The organism is Acinetobacter sp. GG23 (assembly GCF_057766365.1).
Genome location: NZ_JBYMDJ010000002.1, coordinates 355381 through 371880 on the forward strand (window position 1 = coordinate 355381; position 16500 = coordinate 371880).

Below are 16500 nucleotides of genomic sequence, written 5' to 3' on the forward strand. Positions count from 1 at the left end.
TCAAACTGTGGACAAGTTAAAATTTGATCTTTCTTTCGAAGTAAATATAACGTAAAATATTGCCCTCTATGAAAGGGGTTTGAAATGCTGCCGATGGTCGGCACAGGGATAATCCGTAAAAACTATAAGGTTGTATCATGGTCGTAATTCGTCTAGCACGCGGTGGTGCTAAAAAACGTCCGTTCTATCAAGTTATTGTAACTGATAGCCGCAATGCGCGTGACGGTCGTTTCATCGAACGTATTGGTTTCTTTAACCCTACAGCTCAAGGTCAAGCAGAAAAACTTCGTTTAGATGCTGATCGTTTTGCTCATTGGGTTGCTCAAGGCGCTCAACCGTCTGAACGTGTTGCTTCTTTAGCTGCTCAAGCTAAGAAAGCTGCTGCAGCTACTGCATAATTTATTGCGAATTAAGTAGTAGGTAACCCATGACACCAACACAGAATGTTCCCGAAGATCGTATTCAGATTGGACAGCTACGTTCAGCATATGGATTAAATGGGTGGCTCTGGGTCTATTCCAATACAGAACCCATGAGCAACATCTTTGACTATCTTCCTTGGTATATTGAGACCAAAGAAGGTTGGCAAACAATAGATGTAAAACGCTGGAAACCGCATGGTAAAGGCTTGGTTGTCAGCTTAAAAGGTGTGAGCGATCGCACGGCAGCGGACAGCCTGGTTGGCACAAATGTCTGGATTTCAAAATCGCAACTTCCGAAAGCAGGAATGGATGAGTTTTACTGGACAGATTTGAAAGGCTTAACAGTGTTAGGTTTGGACGATGCTGAACAAGAAGTAAATCTCGGTAAAATCCATGAGTTGTTTGAGACTGGTGCCAATGATGTGATGGTGGTTCACGCAACACCAGACAGCGTTGATGCTGAAGAGCGTATGATTCCATGGCATAAAGATGTGGTGCAGCGCGTTGATCTTGAAGCTGGTCGTATCTACGTTAATTGGGGCGTAGATTACTAAATATTTAAAAGTTCGTCCTTTAAGGATGAACGCAGCAGGAAAATAGAGGAGTCTGCGATGTTTTTTGCAGTCATTACGCTTTTTCCTGAAATGTTTGAAGCGATTACGGCCTACGGTATTAGCGGGCGTGCAGCAAAACGTGAAATTGTACAAGTGACTTGTATTAATCCACGCGATTTTGCAACGGGCAACTATAAACGGGTGGATGAACGTCCATTTGGCGGTGGTCCGGGTATGGTGATGATGGCTGAGCCTTTGTCTCAGGCAATTCAGCATGCCAAAGAGCTTGCAGCGCAAGCGGGATGTGTTCAGGTTCCTGTGGTGTATATGTCGCCACAAGGCAAAACTTTAAACGAACCTGCGGTACAGCAATTTGTCGAATATGACGGGCTGATTGTACTCTGCGGACGTTATGAAGGTGTCGATGAACGTTTGATCCAGCACTATGTTGATCAGGAATGGTCGATTGGCGATTACGTTTTATCTGGCGGTGAACTACCTGCGATGGTTTTATTGGACAGTATTATTCGGAGACTTCCGGGTGCCATGTCCGATGAGCAATCACACGTTCAAGATTCTTTTGTGGATGGTCTTTTAGACTGCCCACAATATACCAAGCCAGACCAGTTTGAAGGTTTGGATGTGCCTGAGGTGTTAAAGTCTGGGCATCATGCAAATATTGAAAAATGGCGGTTTTTGCAGCGCTATCAACGAACCCTCGATCGCAGGCCTGAGCTTGTTGAGAAAGTTGAGTTGACCAAGCAGCAAAAAAAATGGCTAAAAGATTCGAATACTTAAAGTCGACTTTAAGTATTTTTAAACAGGCTCTTTATCGACCGAAGTGAAGACTGAGGTGGTAAAGGGAAAGATAAACGGGTCGATATGCGCTTTAGCCTCTGTCCCCAGCGGTAACAGACCTCTTCTGTCCCGCACATTGGAGATTCCCACATGAGTGGTAAACATCCTTTAGTTCAAGTTATTGAAAATGCTCAATTAAAAACTGATATCCCTGCTTTTGCACCAGGTGATACAGTGATTGTATCTGTAAAAGTAAAAGAGGGCGATCGCGAACGTCTTCAGGCTTTTGAAGGCGTTGTAATTGCAATCAAAAACCGTGGTTTGAACTCTGCGTTCACAGTACGTAAAATTTCTAGCGGTGTTGGTGTTGAGCGTGTATTCCAAACTCACTCTCCAATCGTTGCTAAAATCGAAGTTAAACGTCGTGGTGACGTTCGTCGTGCTAAACTTTACTACCTACGCGAATTGTCTGGTAAAGCTGCACGTATTCGTGAAAAATTACCAGCTCGTAAAGTTAAAGCTTAATTTTAAGTTTTATACGAGTAAAAAAAATGCGCCTTTTGGCGCATTTTTTATGGCTGATTTTTTTAGTTTTATCAACCTTGCAGTTTTAAGCAGTTGGGATGCTGAGGGTAAATTGCCACAGGATCTTGAACGAACATGCGTTGTAGAGCAAAGAAATGACTCACCTCATCTGTACTTAAGGATTACATTGAAGTTTCATAATTGATTGTGAGTTTAGGCTTCAACTGGATTAGCGCCATTCGTCTACCGAATAAACCAAAATCACTTTTGCAGGCGGCTCGAGAAACTTATTTTCTTCAAACCCATTTGCCAATTTTGTATTTTTTATTGCTTCCACGCCTCCTATCATGGCGACAACTTTATCGGATGTGATAACTTCGATATATTGAATGGGGGAATCGTCTTGACTAGGAGCAAGTAGATTTAATTTCTCCACACCTGCAAGCGCTAAAAACTTTGTAGACTGGGATTAACAGCTGTTTAGGAGGGAGTTCATTGGAAGTCACGGTTGAAAGTTCCGCAGCAAAACCTGTTATCCCATTTCAATCTCAATCTTATAGAATTTGATATCAATAATTTAAATCCATACTGTCTATCATTAATGCAGTTAAAATCCAGCTCAAACCCATGCCTAAGACTATGCAATAACAGATCTCGGCATAATTCGATACAGTAAAATTAGTGTTCTATTATAAGACTGGCATCGAATTAGAATAGGCTAGTTGCAGTATCTTCATGCTAAATACGGTCAAAGCGAGAAAGAATTTATTCATACCTGCTTTTCAGAATCGAATTATTTTTAAAGGATAAAAAAAGGGATTTACACAATCACGCATAAATCCCTTATTTTTTATAACCCTTGTAATTTTAGCCGGTTCACATGTTGACGATAGACATCAACAGGATCGGGTGCGAAGAGAGCTTTTAGACCGAGTACCTGATTCACTTCATCTAAATGATTCCAGTTGTAATTGTCACGAATGGTTTTACCAAATTTCGCGCTACAGCGTGACACCAAACCATCATTTTCTTTGCCGCCATCAATCAATAAACTGGTGACTTTTAAGGCTGAATCAGGATCTAGGATATTGGTCACGTCACCAATACCGGTAAACGAGTAGTTATAGATCCCGTTCTCCAGTGCTTTGCCTTCGGCGCAGGCTTTTGTTGGCAGGCCGAGTGGAAATTGACTGTTAAATTTGGCTGAACCTGCAAGAGTAAGGCTTTTACCACCGGCCAATGCGTCATGTGGGAAGCTTTTGGGATTGAGTCCTTGTGCCCAAGTTATGGCTTTAGAGAAAAAGTTGACTAAACCTACTAAAGGACCTTCGATACCTGTACCTTGAATTTTCAAAATTAAATCGGCAACAGGTGAGCCTGCATTCGGCGAGCCGACACCAGTTAACGATGCCACCAATTGTGGCGCAACACCCGCCACATAGCGAATCGTAGGCCCACCATGCGAGTGACCAATCAGATTGACCTTGCTGGCACCGGTAATGGCGGTAATTTCTTGAACCTGTTGTAAAAGCTGCTCACCACGAATTTCCGATGAGTTAAATGGAGAGACACGTGTTGCCCAAACATTGGCACCATTACGTGCTAAATCGGGAAGGATTTGATAAAAATAATCCAGTCCAAAGTCGTCCGTACCGACGGTAATAAAACCTGACATACCGTGTGAAAAAACCACCGGGTATTTGGTTTTAGCGTAGCTTGAGCTTGAGCTGCTCGTGACTTGGGTGGCGTTGCCTGCTTGTACTTGGCTAAAAGCACTGAGCGACATTAGACCTGCAATGAAGAATCCGTATTTCATATTAAGTACTCAAAATATTGTTGTTTTAAACCAGTCGTTTTATCTGACAATTTTAGTTGTCAAATTTAATTATTCAATATAAAGGGCTTGATTCCTAAATTTAATAGACCGGTGCAAGATAGAGTTGTAACAAGGTGTGGATATGAAAATGCCCATAAAAAATGGTGTCTTTATGGGCATGAATGGAAGGTAGTCAGATTTATAAGCCTTGAAGCTTTAAGCGGTTGGCATGTTGTCTAAACAAGGCCACTGGATCAGGAGCAAATATTCCTTTTAAACCAAACAGCATGTTGGCAAGGTCAGTATGATTGAGGTTGTAATCATCACGAATGACTTGACCGATATGGGAACTGCACCGGGCAACCATACCATCATTGTCTTTATTGCCATAAGATAATGGCCCGAGTTGCATCAGAATGGTATCAATGTCCAGAAGATTAGTCGTTTGGGCTGTTCCGCCCCAAGAATAGTAGTAGATTCCCTTATCCACTTTAGCACCGCTCTTGTTACAGTCAGAAGCTAAGGCAGCGGTCGGGAAGCGTTTATTGAATTTTGCCGATTCTACTTCGGTTAATGACTTCATCGAAGCATCAAAGTCAACCGGGATGTCAGGATTGGCTTGAGCCCAGGTCAGGATTGGTCCAACCATATATTGTCCCACAATATTAAACACGGTACGGCTGGCTTGATTACTCTGAATATCATCAGCGACTTTAGAACCACGATATGTTCCGCCCACGCCTGTTACCGATGCGACATAGCCGGGTTTTACTGCTGCTACATATTGCACGGTTGGACCACCATGACTGTGACCAATCAGGTTTACTTTGTTCTTACCGGTAATGGCGAGTACTTCTTCTACTTGAGTGATCAGTTGTTCACCACGAAACTGGGTGGTATTGGCCGGTGATAGCTGTGCAGCAAAAACAGTCGAACCATTACGTGCCATATCGGGCAAAATCTGATACCAATAATCAATATTGAAACTATCATTGCCGATACGTGACCAACCCAGCCAGCCATGCGTCATCACAATGGGATATTTGGTTTTTGCATAGTCAGATTTGACCGTTTCTTTGATTTGCAAAACTCCTTTTGCTGCGTGTATTTCAGCGGTAAAACCTGTTGTCAGAGTCGTTATCACCGCAAGCATGAGCGCTTTTTTGTTTTTTAAAGTTTTCATCAACTTTTCCTTATCCTTAAATACTTTTGTTTTTATTCATATAAGTACATCAATCAGATGATCAATCTAATCACCTGATGGCTACATTGCGATTACTCGCTATATGGTAATTTCCCTCCCTGATCATGAATTGATTCAAATGTTCCTACCCGAAGTTGTTCTTCGGGTTTACTAAAATGCTGCGTCCGTAATTGTTGCACTGCTTGTTGTTTGGCATCATCGCTCAAGCCGCTTTTGATAATATTGTCGCGTTCTTTCAGATAACTATTGACCTTGTTTTTCCAGTCACTACGTTGTCCGTCTAAGCTTTCTAAACGCTGTGTGGCTTCCGGGCCAACCAGATTCATCCGCATCTGGTGAATTTCTTCTGTAGAACCACCGCGTGCTTTAATGGCTGCGGTAAGTTTGCGCAAGTCTTCGAGTTTATTGAGCTGCTCTAAGTTTTCTTTCCAGTCTTCGGGTAATTGATTGAACAAATCTTTTAGTTTTTGGGCTTTTTGTGCTTCGCTTAGATTTTTATCATCCATGACAGTCATGCGGCTTAATGTATATTCATGATAAGTATCTTCTATGCCGAATAAGCCTTCAATTTCGTAATCAGAAAAAAGTTGTTTACGCAGATTTTTCATATTGGCAAAGATGCTTTGATAATATTTGGGGTCATCTTGAGCTATATCCGGTGCCGACAGATCACCCAGTTTTTCGCGGTAATCGATATAGCGATTCCATAAATCTAGAATTTGTGCGAGGGCAGGCGCTTTATAAGCTTGCTGGATATAAGCCTGGAAATCAGTTTTAATCTGCTTGAGATCTTTTTCCCCATATTGGGTAATGAAATATTCAAAACAGTTCCTGGTTTGCTCATTCACAATTAAACGATGGGCGCCATCGAGGCGTAACTGACAGTTCACTTCAGTGTCTTGTTGGCTTTTACTCATGAAAGCCCCGCCTTGAACCAGGTTTGCGGGCGTCGTTGCCGTTAAGCTATTAGCGTGAGGACCGGGCGTTCGTACTGTACGTATTTTTTCTGCAATAGATTGCGAGGGCGCGAGCCAAAATAATAATGCGCCAATACCTACAATAATAAGAGCCAAAATAATCCATAACTTATATTTCTGCATTTCCTATGCAACCTTTTTGCCTGTATTTGTTTTTATAAGTCTAAAAATAGAACTTAAATTTGCCATTAAAGATGCAAAACTAACGTAGAAAAGTTGTAAATCATGACAAGCGGTTGTTACCATGTCATCCGTTTCAACTTGCTTGCTCTTTCGCTATGAAAAAGACTTCACCTAAGATTCAACGCCGGCATATTAGCGGTGTGTTTTTATTGAACAAACCTTTGGGGATTAGTTCTAATGCTGCTTTACAGAGAGTGCGTGGCTTATATCGAGCGCAGAAAGGTGGTCATACCGGTGCTTTAGACCCTTTAGCGTCGGGATTGTTGCCAATTTGTTTAGGTGAAGCGACTAAATTTTCCCACTATTTACTCGACTCGACCAAGCGTTACCACACCACCATTTATTTAGGTCATAGTACAACCACGGGTGATGTTGAAGGTGAGCGGTTATTAGAGCAAGCTGTTCCGGCACTGACAGAAGAAAAAATCCAACAGGTTTTAGCGGGTTTTGTAGGCGATATTCAGCAAGTTCCACCGATGTATTCCGCTTTGAAAAAAGAAGGGCGTCCATTGTATGAATTGGCGCGTCAAGGGATTGAGATTGAACGTGAAGCACGCCCAATTACCATTGAAGCGATGGAATTATTGTCCTTTACGGAAAATAGCCTGACTTTAGATATTACCTGTTCTAAGGGAACTTATATTCGGGTGTTGGGTGAAGATATTGCCAAAGCCTTGGGGACATTCGGTCATTTAACTTATCTGCACCGGATTAAAACCGGTCAGTTTGACCTGATTCCAAGCTATACCATTGAGTATTTGGAAAGCTTGACTGAACAAGAGCGTGAGGCTTTATTGTTGCCTGTTTATGCACCTGTGGATCATTTTCCTAAAGTTCAGGCACCTGAAGGTCGTGCAGAATATTTTAGCCGTGGTATGGAAAGCAATATTGAGCATGAAGCTACCACAGAAGTATTGGTTTTTGATGGTGAGAAATGTTTGGGTTTAGCTGAAATTACCGATAAAAAACGTCTGGTTCCTAAACGGGTTTTAAATCTCTAATCATTATTTCAAGATAGGTATAAAGCTACATGGATATTGAGATCATTCTCAGCCTGATTTTTTTTGCATTTTTTGCAGGTGCGATAGATGCAGCAGTTGGTGGCGGTGGTCTGATTCAGATTCCAGCTCTCATGAATGCTTTTCCGCATATGAGTACAGCAACACTGTTTGGCACCAATAAAATGGCTTCCATTTGTGGTACTGCCTCAGCGGCATGGTCGTATTTACGCCGTGTCAAACTGGCTTGGAAATTACTGGCAGTGATCGGTGTCACTGCCTTTATCAGCTCTTTTGCAGGAGCGGCTTGTGTCACCCTGATTCCACAAGCAGTACTCAGACCTTTTGTGTTATTTATGCTGATCGTGATTGCTATTTATACTTTTATGAAGAAGCAGTTCGGTCAAGTACATTTTCAGCAAAGTATCACCAGAAAAACTCTGATTTTGGCCGGAATTGGTGGATTAGCCATTGGATTTTATGACGGTATTTTTGGTCCTGGTACCGGTAGTTTTTTTATTTTCTATTTTATTCGGTATTTAAAAGTCGATTTTTTGCATGCCTCTGCTTTATCTAAAATTGGCAATTTTATGACCAATTTCGCTGCCTTAAGTTTCTTCATTCCAACCGGGCATGTGCTGTTCAGTTTAGGTTTGATGATGGCGGTTGCCAATGTCGCGGGTTCAGTGGTGGGGGTGAAGATGGCCTTAAAGTATGGCAGTGGCTTTATCCGAATTCTTTTTCTTGTCTTAGTCTCAGTTTTGATTTTGCGCTTAAGTTATCAGATGTTGTTTGCAAGTTAATAAAAACATTCACAAAAATTAACAGTATTAGAGCATGTTCCTGCATAAGAATAAGCAATCGGCATGGGCATAATTGCCCATTTTTATCAGAGTTTGCCCTGATCATATAGCATAAAGCCAGAGGTCATTAGCATAATGAATATTTTTGAAGCATTACGTCAGAGTCATGAAATACAAAGAGAACTGTCAGAAAAATTACTGCAAACTTCTGGGGATACCCCAGAACGTCATGAGTTGTTTAAACAACTCAAGAATGAATTATTTGCCCATGAAACGGCTGAAGACCGTTATTTTTATATTCCGCTCATGATGACAGATTCTGGACTGAATATTACCCGTCATGCTTTGGCAGAACATCATGAAATGGATGAGATGATTGAAGAACTGACTGAAACTGATTTCAGCAATCCCGGCTGGATCGCAATAGCCAAAAAGCTTTCTGATAAGGTGCATCATCATCTGAAAGAGGAAGAACATAGCTTTTTCCAGCAAGCGGGTAAAATTTTGGAGCAGAAGCAAAAAGAAAGCTTAGCCCAGCAATATTTAGCGGAATATAAAAAATATAAAAATTTGAATAAAGACAGTTTGACTTAAATTCCTTCAAACAAGATCAACATAAAAAAGATGGTTTGAAGCCATCTTTTTTATTTAGACCTATTGATTAGTCAGGTTGAGGATTTTTATTTTTACTTGCCCTAAATGTTACACCGACCGAAGCAAGCATGATGCAAAGCAAGGCAACACTTTGTAAAAGCGTAATTTGTTCTTTCAGCAATAACCAGCCTGCCAAAGCAGCTAGTGCAGGAGATAAACTGGACAGGGTGCCGTAACTGAGTTTACTTAAGCGCTTGAGTGCCATCAGGTCCAAAGCATAAGGAATCGCGGTTGCAAGCAGGGCAATGACCAAGGCCTGTCCCCAATATTGAGTCTGAATCAGCGCTGCTGGATTATGCACTGCACTGATCGGTAACATCACCATGGCGGACAGCACAATAGCAATACTCAGCGCATGCATGCCAATATTTTGCCGCACTACCCGTTGCCCAAAATAAATATAAATGGCCCAGCAGATACCGGCACCTAAAGCGAATGCTGCACCCAGATAAGAGAAGTTATCGGCTGATGCATCTTGCCACGGCACCATCAGCGCAACCCCTAAAATCGCCAGGCCCACCCACAGATAATCAGTTTTTTGTTTGATCGAAAGCAGAGCCAGGGTCAGTGGTCCTAAGAATTCTAAGCCGACTGCAATCCCTTGAGGTAATTTGCCTAAAGAGGCATAAAACAACACATTCATTAAACAGACAGAACCACTATAAAACAGCAAGTCTTTCCATTTTAGGTAGGGCAGGCGTTTGATGATTTTCCAGGAACGGAACATCAGCACAATTAAAATAGAGGCAAACGAAAGACGTAATGTGACCACAGTCAGTGGATCAAGCACTTCAAACAGTTGTTTGGCAAATGATGCACTGATCTGATAGGCGACCATGGATAAAACCATGAACAATACGGCAGTAAGTTGGGAGTTAGGCATGGTGCACGCAGGATCACCGATTCAGATGAATCCGCTGGGAAAGATGGCGCCAGTATAACAATTCTGTTTGATTTTTGAGGAGTTGAAAGGCCTTAAATACTTTGAATTTAGAACTTTGAATTTAAAAAATAAGCGCGTAAATTCAGCCTGACTGATTTGAATTTTAAATAATGAATTTTCTATTTTTCTTCAGTCTTGTTCTTGGCTTGTTGCGTAGTATAGGTACAACCAATCGAGGCGCTAATAATGGTCGCAAGTGCCAACCACTGATTCCATAACAACTGTTCACCTAAAAATATAAATCCTGATAATGCTGCAATCGCCGGTTCCACGCTCATCAGTGTGCCGAAACTGAGCGCAGTTAAATTACGCAGTGCAATCATTTCCAGCGTAAAAGGCAGGGCACTGGCAAGCACAGCCAAGGCGACAAAATAAATCAAGTTTGAAGGTTCAAAAACGTTGACTGACATTCCTGAAAATAGGGCGATAGGCATCAAACACAGCATGCCGATAAACATGCCTAAGCACACCGTATGATTACCTGAAATGCCCGAAGGTTTTTGTCCGGCAACGATATACAGCGCCCAGCAAGCCCCTGCACCTAGTGCAAAAGCAATCCCGATTAAGTCGAGGCTTTGGGAAACCTGATCGAACGGAAACAATAAAATGAGACCAAGAATAGCCAGTCCGACCCAGATAAAATCAAATTTTTGTCGTGCGTAATACAGCGCGACGCTGAGCGGACCAATGAATTCAAAAGAAACGGCAATGCCAAGCGGCAGGCGATTAATCGACAGGTAAAACATGGCATTCATACCAGCGAGCGCGATACCGTAGCTGATAATGGCTTTCCACTTCACCTGTCTAAAATTAATTTGCCAAATTTTAAAAATAAGCGCCAAGATTGCAGCGCCAACGAGCATACGCATGGCGGCAACGGTCAAAATCGGAAATTGACCGAACAGGATTTTGGCAAGCGAGCCACTGCTCTGCACGCTGATCATTGCAATCAGCAATAACAGCAGTGCCTGAACATGCGATGTATTTTTAAAATTTAACATTTATTAAATGAACTAAATTTGTTTTCGATTTCTCGAATAGCGGGAGATCAGCAATAAAAGCCTTAAAATACTCATAGCCTTTGTTTATATTCAAAAACATGGAATAAATTTCAAGACGGAATCTTTCCATTGAGAAGGGTAATCCTTCTTGAAAGACTTTATTACTTTTGTTTCGACATGAGCAGCAAAACTGCGCAAGAACAAAACCACTTTACGAACATTTGAAACATGTTTCAAATGTTCTCATCGTAAAACTCGTCAAATGTTTCCATCTAATTTTGTTTATCGCAGAAAAATAATTTACTGAACTGTCTGTCTGCCTCGAACATTTGCGAATGGCTTTGTCACGAAATTCAATTCCGTTCAGGATATTAAATTCTGGGCTTAAAAAAATAAAAAACCACAGCAAGAATGCCGTGGTTTTTTTAAATCTTAAATTAGAACAATACACGAACGCGGATGGTACCTTCAACTTCTTGAAGTGTATCCAGCGCTTCTTTAGAAGCAGTTGCGTCAACGTCCATTACCAAGTAACCCACATCACCTTTAGTCATTAATGACTGACCAGAGATGTTGATACCGTGTTCAGCAAACAGGTTGTTGATTTTAGAAAGCACGCCAGGAATGTTTTTATGAATGTGAAGTAAACGGTGTTTGCCTTCAGTCAACGGCAATGCAATTTCCGGGAAGTTCACCGCAGATAAAGTCATACCTTTATCTGAGTACGCAACAAATTTTTCTGCCACTTCTAAACCGATGTTGGCTTGCGCTTCCATAGTCGAACCACCCACGTGAGGAGTCAAAATCACGTTGTCCAGGCCACGAAGCGGAGAAACAAATTCTTCACCGTTTGCTTTTGGTTCTTTCGGGAATACGTCAATTGCAGCGCCAGCAATGTGACCCGATTTAATCGCATCAGCCAAATCTTCAATCAGTACACATGTACCACGTGCAGCATTAATGAAGATAGAACCTTCTTTCATTTGTGCAAACTGGTCTTTGCCAAAGAAATTACGTGTTGATGGCACGTCAGGAACGTGTAGAGATACTACGTCAGCATTTGCAAGTAACTCAGCAAGAGAACCCACTTGACGTGCATTACCCATAGGAAGCTTAGTCACTGCATCGTAATAAATCACATGCATACCCAAGCTTTCAGCAAGAACTGAAAGTTGAGAACCGATTGAGCCGTAACCCACGATACCTAAAGTTTTACCACGAGTTTCAAATGAACCCACTGCAGACTTGTTCCAACCACCACGGTGAGTAGAAGCAGATTTCGCAGGAACACCACGAAGTAAAAGAATTGCTTCAGCAAGTACCAGTTCAGCCACTGAACGGGTATTTGAATACGGTGCGTTAAATACTGGAATACCACGAATCATCGCAGCATTGAGATTAACCTGGTTGGTACCGATACAAAAACAGCCAACAGCGATGAGCTTGTTGGCTGCTTCAAATACTTCGTCAGTCAACTGAGTACGTGAACGAATACCGATGAAGTGAGCATCTTTTACCGCTTCTTTCAACGCTTCACCCTCAAGCGCAGTTTTACGGGAATCGATGTTGGTGTATCCAGCAGCATTTAATGTGTCGATTGCGTTTTGATGAACGCCTTCTAACAACAAGAAACGAATTTTATCTTTAGGTAGAGAAAGATGTTGGCTCATTACGGCTCCGCTACAAAGGCCAAATTTAGTCGCGATATGATAACATACGAGAAGGGTCTATATACATTTCCTTTATGACGGAGAGCATAGGTATTTTTGCCATACATACTGCCGCGCACTACAGATTTTGGTCTAACTAAGGCTGTAATATTTAAGGCGAGATTGTCAAAATGCTTATTTCCGCAGGGTTTCAGTGGAAAATGCCTTATAATGCTGCGCAGTGAAAACCGCCACAGCCATGCTGTTGCTTTTATGGTCACGCCAGTCTAAGACAACATTCTATTGTTAATCTTTTTATAAATGAATGATCTATAGACCATCCACCACTTGTATATTTCTTGCTAGGTCTGCAAACGATGAATGCTTCAGTCGCTTTAACACCTGAGTTATTAACCCAATTGACAGCCATTGTCGGTGAAAACCGCATTAAAACTGATGCTGCTAGTCTCGATGCCTGGGGCAGAGACTACACCAAGCATTTTGATCCAAATCCATCAGTCATCGTTTTTCCATCGAGCACGGAACAGGTGCAGGCGATTGTTAAATTTGCGAATGAACATTATATTGCCATCACGCCATCGGGTGGCCGTACCGGTTTATCTGCCGGTGCTGTTGCATCGAACGGTGAAATTGTCGTTAGCATGGACAAGATGAACCAGATTCTGGAGTTCTTCCCGGCAGACCGTATGGTACGTGTGCAAGCGGGTGTCGTGACTGAACAATTGCAGAACTATGCTTCCGATCAAGGTATGTATTACCCGGTCGATTTTGCATCTTCAGGTTCTTCGCAAATTGGCGGCAACATTGGTACCAATGCTGGTGGTATTAAAGTGATTAAATACGGCATGACCCGTAACTGGGTGCTTGGTTTGACGGTTGTGACAGGTAAAGGTGACATCCTGCGTCTGAACAAGGGCATGATCAAGAATGCAACCGGTTATGCACTGCAACACTTATTCATTGGTGGTGAAGGGACTTTAGGTTTGGTGACTGAAGCTGAAATCAAGCTTGAGCGTCAACCGCATAATTTACAAGTGATGGTTTTAGGCGTACCAGATTTTGATGCGATTATGCCGGTATTGCATGCATTCCAAAATAAAATTGATTTAACTGCATTTGAATTCTTTGGTGAACTCGCAATGCAGAAAGTATTGGATCATGGTCATGTACAACGCCCATTTGAAACGGCGTGTCCTTTCTATGTATTGCTTGAATTTGAAGCGCCATTTGAACCGATTATGGATGCGGCGATGGAAATCTTCGAGTATTGCATGGAACAGGGTTGGGTACTTGATGGCGTAATGAGCCAAAACCTTGACCAGGTACATAGCTTATGGCGTTTACGTGAAGATATCTCTGAATCTATCGCGCCGTTCACCCCATACAAAAATGACATTTCAGTGTTGATTACCCATGTTCCTGCATTTATTAAAGAAATTGATGCAATTGTGGAAGCCAATTATCCTGACTTTGAAATTTGCTGGTTCGGTCATATTGGTGACGGTAACTTGCACTTGAACATTTTAAAACCAGAGAACTTGTCTAAAGATGAATTCTTTGCCAAATGTCAGGTAGTGAACAAATATGTATTCGAAACTGTGAAAAAATATGACGGTTCGATTTCTGCTGAACACGGTGTAGGTATGACTAAAAAGCCATATCTTGATTACTCGCGTTCTGCTGAAGAAATTGAATACATGAAAGCTTTGAAACAGGTATTCGATCCAAACGGCATTATGAACCCGGGCAAATTATTTGATCTTTAGTATTTGATCTAATAAGTTGTTTTGTCGGTGACTACATAACTGTTATCGAGTCAGAAAAAAAGACATGGCATCATATGTGCCATGTCTTTTTTATGGGGAAGATTTCCTAATGTTACGTTTATTATCTACCTCTATAATCTGTTTGGGCTTAATGACGACGGGTTGTGCAACAACAAAAAAACTAGCATCTAAAGTCAGTCTTGGTTCATCAGATACGCCTTTGCAACAAGTCTTGAAAGAAAGACCTGACTTGCGTAAAAACTCGGCAACGGTTGAGATTCGTCAATTTTTTAATAGTGTAGAGTCCCCAACTGCTGCACAAGTGAAAGTGACTGAAACTGGGTTAAAGGATGATTCGGTTCGTTCGATACGTACGGTATATAGTTTTAAACTGGTGAATGGCGACTGGAAGAAGGTTGATACAGAGAAGTCGTATCAATGTATGCGCAGCAAAAATACCAAGTCTTTTCAGAAAGCAAAATGCTCTTAATAAATCTTTGATTTATGGTTGAAAGTTTGGCTGTAATGCCTCATAAAAAGCGTATCGATTGATGCGCTTTTTTGCGTTTGGGGGAATAATAACAATGAATATTCTAATTGTGGGTAATGGTTTTGATTTGTCGCATTACTTGCCGACCAAATATGACCATTTTATGTTGGTTATGAAGGCTATTGAGAAAAAAGATTTAGAAAAGCCAATTAAGGATGTTTTGTATTCTCCATTCGAGCACCCAATACATCTTTTTACTAAGTATTTCCAAATTGCACGAGCGATGGATAAAAAAACATATCAAATGAATTTTGATGATCTATTTTCTGAACTTAAAAAACCACAAGATATTAATTTTATAAAAAATACTAAAAGAAATTATAAAACCTCAAAAATCAATTTAGCAGAAGAAAAAATTAAACAAATACAGAAACAATTAAATAAAAATAATTGGTACCAATATTTTAAAAATCATGTTGAAGAAATAAAGACTTGGATTGATTTCGAGCAAAAAATTGACGAGTGTTTACAGGTGGTTAATAATTTTTTTGAGATAAATAATAAAAATTATGAAAAGCAAGGATGGCAAAATTTAGCTATACGTCATGATAGGAAAAATGAAGAAAGTTGTATGTTTCTATCTAAAAAGAATTGTGAAATATTAAATTTTTTTGGATTGGTACAAAATCTTCATGATTTAGAGCAAGATGATGATTTTTTACAATATTCGTATTTAGGTGCAAGTTATGTGATTAACAAATGTTATTTATATTCTAATGATGCTAATCATAATTTAAATTACCAAGATATTATTCATAAATTATATTTAGAACTTGAAGAATTTATAGATATATTTAATTTTTATTTGATTGAAATTGTTGATAATTTTATTCCTGTCGAACAATTGGAAATAATTCATTCTGACTTTGATTTTATAAGTAAAATTTATTCATTTAACTATACAAATACTTATGAAAAATTTTATGGAAAAACTAAAGATATAGAATTTTTACATGGAAGAATAGGACATTCTCATAATTTAGTATTAGGCATATCAGACATAAACTTAGATTTTTTCAAAAAATTTAAAGCATATGGATTTTCTAAATATCATCAAAAATTACATAAGGATACGCAATATCAATTCTTGACCCCTGAAATTGATACTATAGAAGTCATTAGAAAAGAATTAAATCAATTAAAGGAAAAAATTAATGAACCAATAGAATTAATTCTTGGGGAATCTAGTGAAAAATATGAAATAAATAGATTTAATGAATTAGTTTATGATTTACAAAAGAAAATAAAGAAAATTTATATTTGGGGGCACTCACTTGATAGATCAGATGCCTCTTATATTAAAGAAATTTTTTCCTTTAATTTTGAAAAAGTTGCACATTCTATAGAAGTTATAATTTTTTACTATGACGAATGGGCGAAATTTGAATTATTAAATAACCTTTTAGATATTTTAGGGAAAGATATCGTGGAAAAGTGGATGAAAAAAGGTTGGCTCAAATTTGAACAAAATCCTGATATAGCTAAATTGAATAATATAGAACCTGTTGAGCTGTCTAAATTAGCTGAGGCCTAATTTCGCACCTAACTTTCTATCTGCTAAACTACACCTACTCAATCAAGTAGATGTACTTGATTGAGATCAACCATTCTCACGAATTTTTTATTTAAACACCTT

17 protein-coding genes are annotated in these 16500 nt (G+C 40.1%); 10 read left to right on the forward strand and 7 right to left on the reverse strand.

What is annotated here, in order from left to right:
* The first annotated feature begins 137 nt into the window (after window positions 1-137).
* The 4 genes from rpsP (at window position 138) to rplS (ending at window position 2299) form a co-directional block, all read left to right on the forward strand.
* On the forward strand, window positions 138-398 hold the full coding sequence (gene rpsP / locus AC3CAU_RS04775; protein WP_067868778.1) for a 30S ribosomal protein S16: 261 nt from the start codon (window positions 138-140) through the stop codon (window positions 396-398).
* A gap of 29 nt (window positions 399-427) precedes the next feature.
* On the forward strand, window positions 428-976 hold the full coding sequence (gene rimM / locus AC3CAU_RS04780) for a ribosome maturation factor RimM (protein ID WP_447053688.1): 549 nt from the start codon (window positions 428-430) through the stop codon (window positions 974-976).
* A gap of 57 nt (window positions 977-1033) precedes the next feature.
* The gene (gene trmD, locus AC3CAU_RS04785; RefSeq protein ID WP_131217325.1) at window positions 1034-1774 is read left to right on the forward strand and encodes a tRNA (guanosine(37)-N1)-methyltransferase TrmD; all 741 of its coding nucleotides are present in this window, start codon (window positions 1034-1036) and stop codon (window positions 1772-1774) included.
* 150 nt (window positions 1775-1924) lie between these two features.
* A complete protein-coding gene (rplS, locus tag AC3CAU_RS04790) occupies window positions 1925-2299 on the forward strand; it encodes a 50S ribosomal protein L19 (protein ID WP_131217323.1) in 375 nt (124 codons plus the stop codon).
* Window positions 2300-2528: 229 nt separating this feature from the next.
* Here rplS and AC3CAU_RS04795 read toward each other — a convergent pair whose 3' ends face one another.
* The 4 genes from AC3CAU_RS04795 to AC3CAU_RS04810 form a co-directional block, all read right to left on the reverse strand.
* Window positions 2529-2735 carry a hypothetical protein gene (locus tag AC3CAU_RS04795; protein ID WP_131217321.1) on the reverse strand — a complete coding sequence of 69 codons (207 nt, stop codon included), beginning with the start codon at window positions 2733-2735 and terminating at the stop codon, window positions 2529-2531.
* A 414-nt stretch (window positions 2736-3149) separates the two neighbouring features.
* Entirely contained in the window at window positions 3150-4115 is a 966-nt protein-coding gene (locus AC3CAU_RS04800; RefSeq protein ID WP_447053687.1) for an esterase/lipase family protein, read from the reverse strand.
* A 199-nt stretch (window positions 4116-4314) separates the two neighbouring features.
* Window positions 4315-5298: an esterase/lipase family protein gene (locus tag AC3CAU_RS04805; protein ID WP_424619382.1), complete on the reverse strand. Its 984-nt coding sequence runs from the start codon at window positions 5296-5298 to the stop codon at window positions 4315-4317.
* A 92-nt stretch (window positions 5299-5390) separates the two neighbouring features.
* Complete coding sequence (locus tag AC3CAU_RS04810) at window positions 5391-6419, reverse strand: lipase secretion chaperone (protein WP_424619384.1); 1029 nt, start codon at window positions 6417-6419, stop codon at window positions 5391-5393.
* 155 nt (window positions 6420-6574) lie between these two features.
* On the opposite strand from AC3CAU_RS04810, the gene truB reads away from it, so the two are divergent.
* The 3 genes from truB to AC3CAU_RS04825 all read left to right on the forward strand — a co-directional run bounded on the left by truB (window position 6575) and on the right by AC3CAU_RS04825 (window position 8874).
* Window positions 6575-7480, forward strand: a complete 906-nt coding sequence (gene truB / locus AC3CAU_RS04815) for a tRNA pseudouridine(55) synthase TruB (protein WP_424619386.1) — start codon at window positions 6575-6577, stop codon at window positions 7478-7480.
* 29 nt (window positions 7481-7509) lie between these two features.
* Window positions 7510-8280 carry a sulfite exporter TauE/SafE family protein gene (locus tag AC3CAU_RS04820; RefSeq protein ID WP_131217310.1) on the forward strand — a complete coding sequence of 257 codons (771 nt, stop codon included), beginning with the start codon at window positions 7510-7512 and terminating at the stop codon, window positions 8278-8280.
* A 135-nt stretch (window positions 8281-8415) separates the two neighbouring features.
* Window positions 8416-8874 carry a hemerythrin domain-containing protein gene (locus AC3CAU_RS04825; protein ID WP_424619388.1) on the forward strand — a complete coding sequence of 153 codons (459 nt, stop codon included), beginning with the start codon at window positions 8416-8418 and terminating at the stop codon, window positions 8872-8874.
* A 67-nt stretch (window positions 8875-8941) separates the two neighbouring features.
* Here AC3CAU_RS04825 and AC3CAU_RS04830 read toward each other — a convergent pair whose 3' ends face one another.
* The 3 genes from AC3CAU_RS04830 to serA form a co-directional block, all read right to left on the reverse strand.
* A complete protein-coding gene (locus AC3CAU_RS04830; RefSeq protein WP_424619390.1) occupies window positions 8942-9817 on the reverse strand; it encodes an EamA family transporter in 876 nt (291 codons plus the stop codon).
* 179 nt (window positions 9818-9996) lie between these two features.
* Window positions 9997-10878: an EamA family transporter gene (locus AC3CAU_RS04835; protein WP_424619392.1), complete on the reverse strand. Its 882-nt coding sequence runs from the start codon at window positions 10876-10878 to the stop codon at window positions 9997-9999.
* Between the two features lie 437 nt (window positions 10879-11315).
* Window positions 11316-12548, reverse strand: coding sequence for a phosphoglycerate dehydrogenase (serA, locus tag AC3CAU_RS04840; protein WP_447053686.1), 1233 nt, complete (start codon window positions 12546-12548; stop codon window positions 11316-11318).
* 356 nt (window positions 12549-12904) lie between these two features.
* Between serA and AC3CAU_RS04845 the strand changes: the two genes are divergently transcribed.
* From AC3CAU_RS04845 to AC3CAU_RS04855, 3 genes are all read left to right on the forward strand, one after another.
* A complete protein-coding gene (locus AC3CAU_RS04845; protein ID WP_447053685.1) occupies window positions 12905-14314 on the forward strand; it encodes an FAD-binding oxidoreductase in 1410 nt (469 codons plus the stop codon).
* A 109-nt stretch (window positions 14315-14423) separates the two neighbouring features.
* Window positions 14424-14804, forward strand: coding sequence for a hypothetical protein (locus AC3CAU_RS04850; RefSeq protein WP_424619398.1), 381 nt, complete (start codon window positions 14424-14426; stop codon window positions 14802-14804).
* Window positions 14805-14898: 94 nt separating this feature from the next.
* Window positions 14899-16398 carry an AbiH family protein gene (locus AC3CAU_RS04855; RefSeq protein WP_447053684.1) on the forward strand — a complete coding sequence of 500 codons (1500 nt, stop codon included), beginning with the start codon at window positions 14899-14901 and terminating at the stop codon, window positions 16396-16398.
* The last annotated feature ends 102 nt before the right edge of the window (window positions 16399-16500 follow it).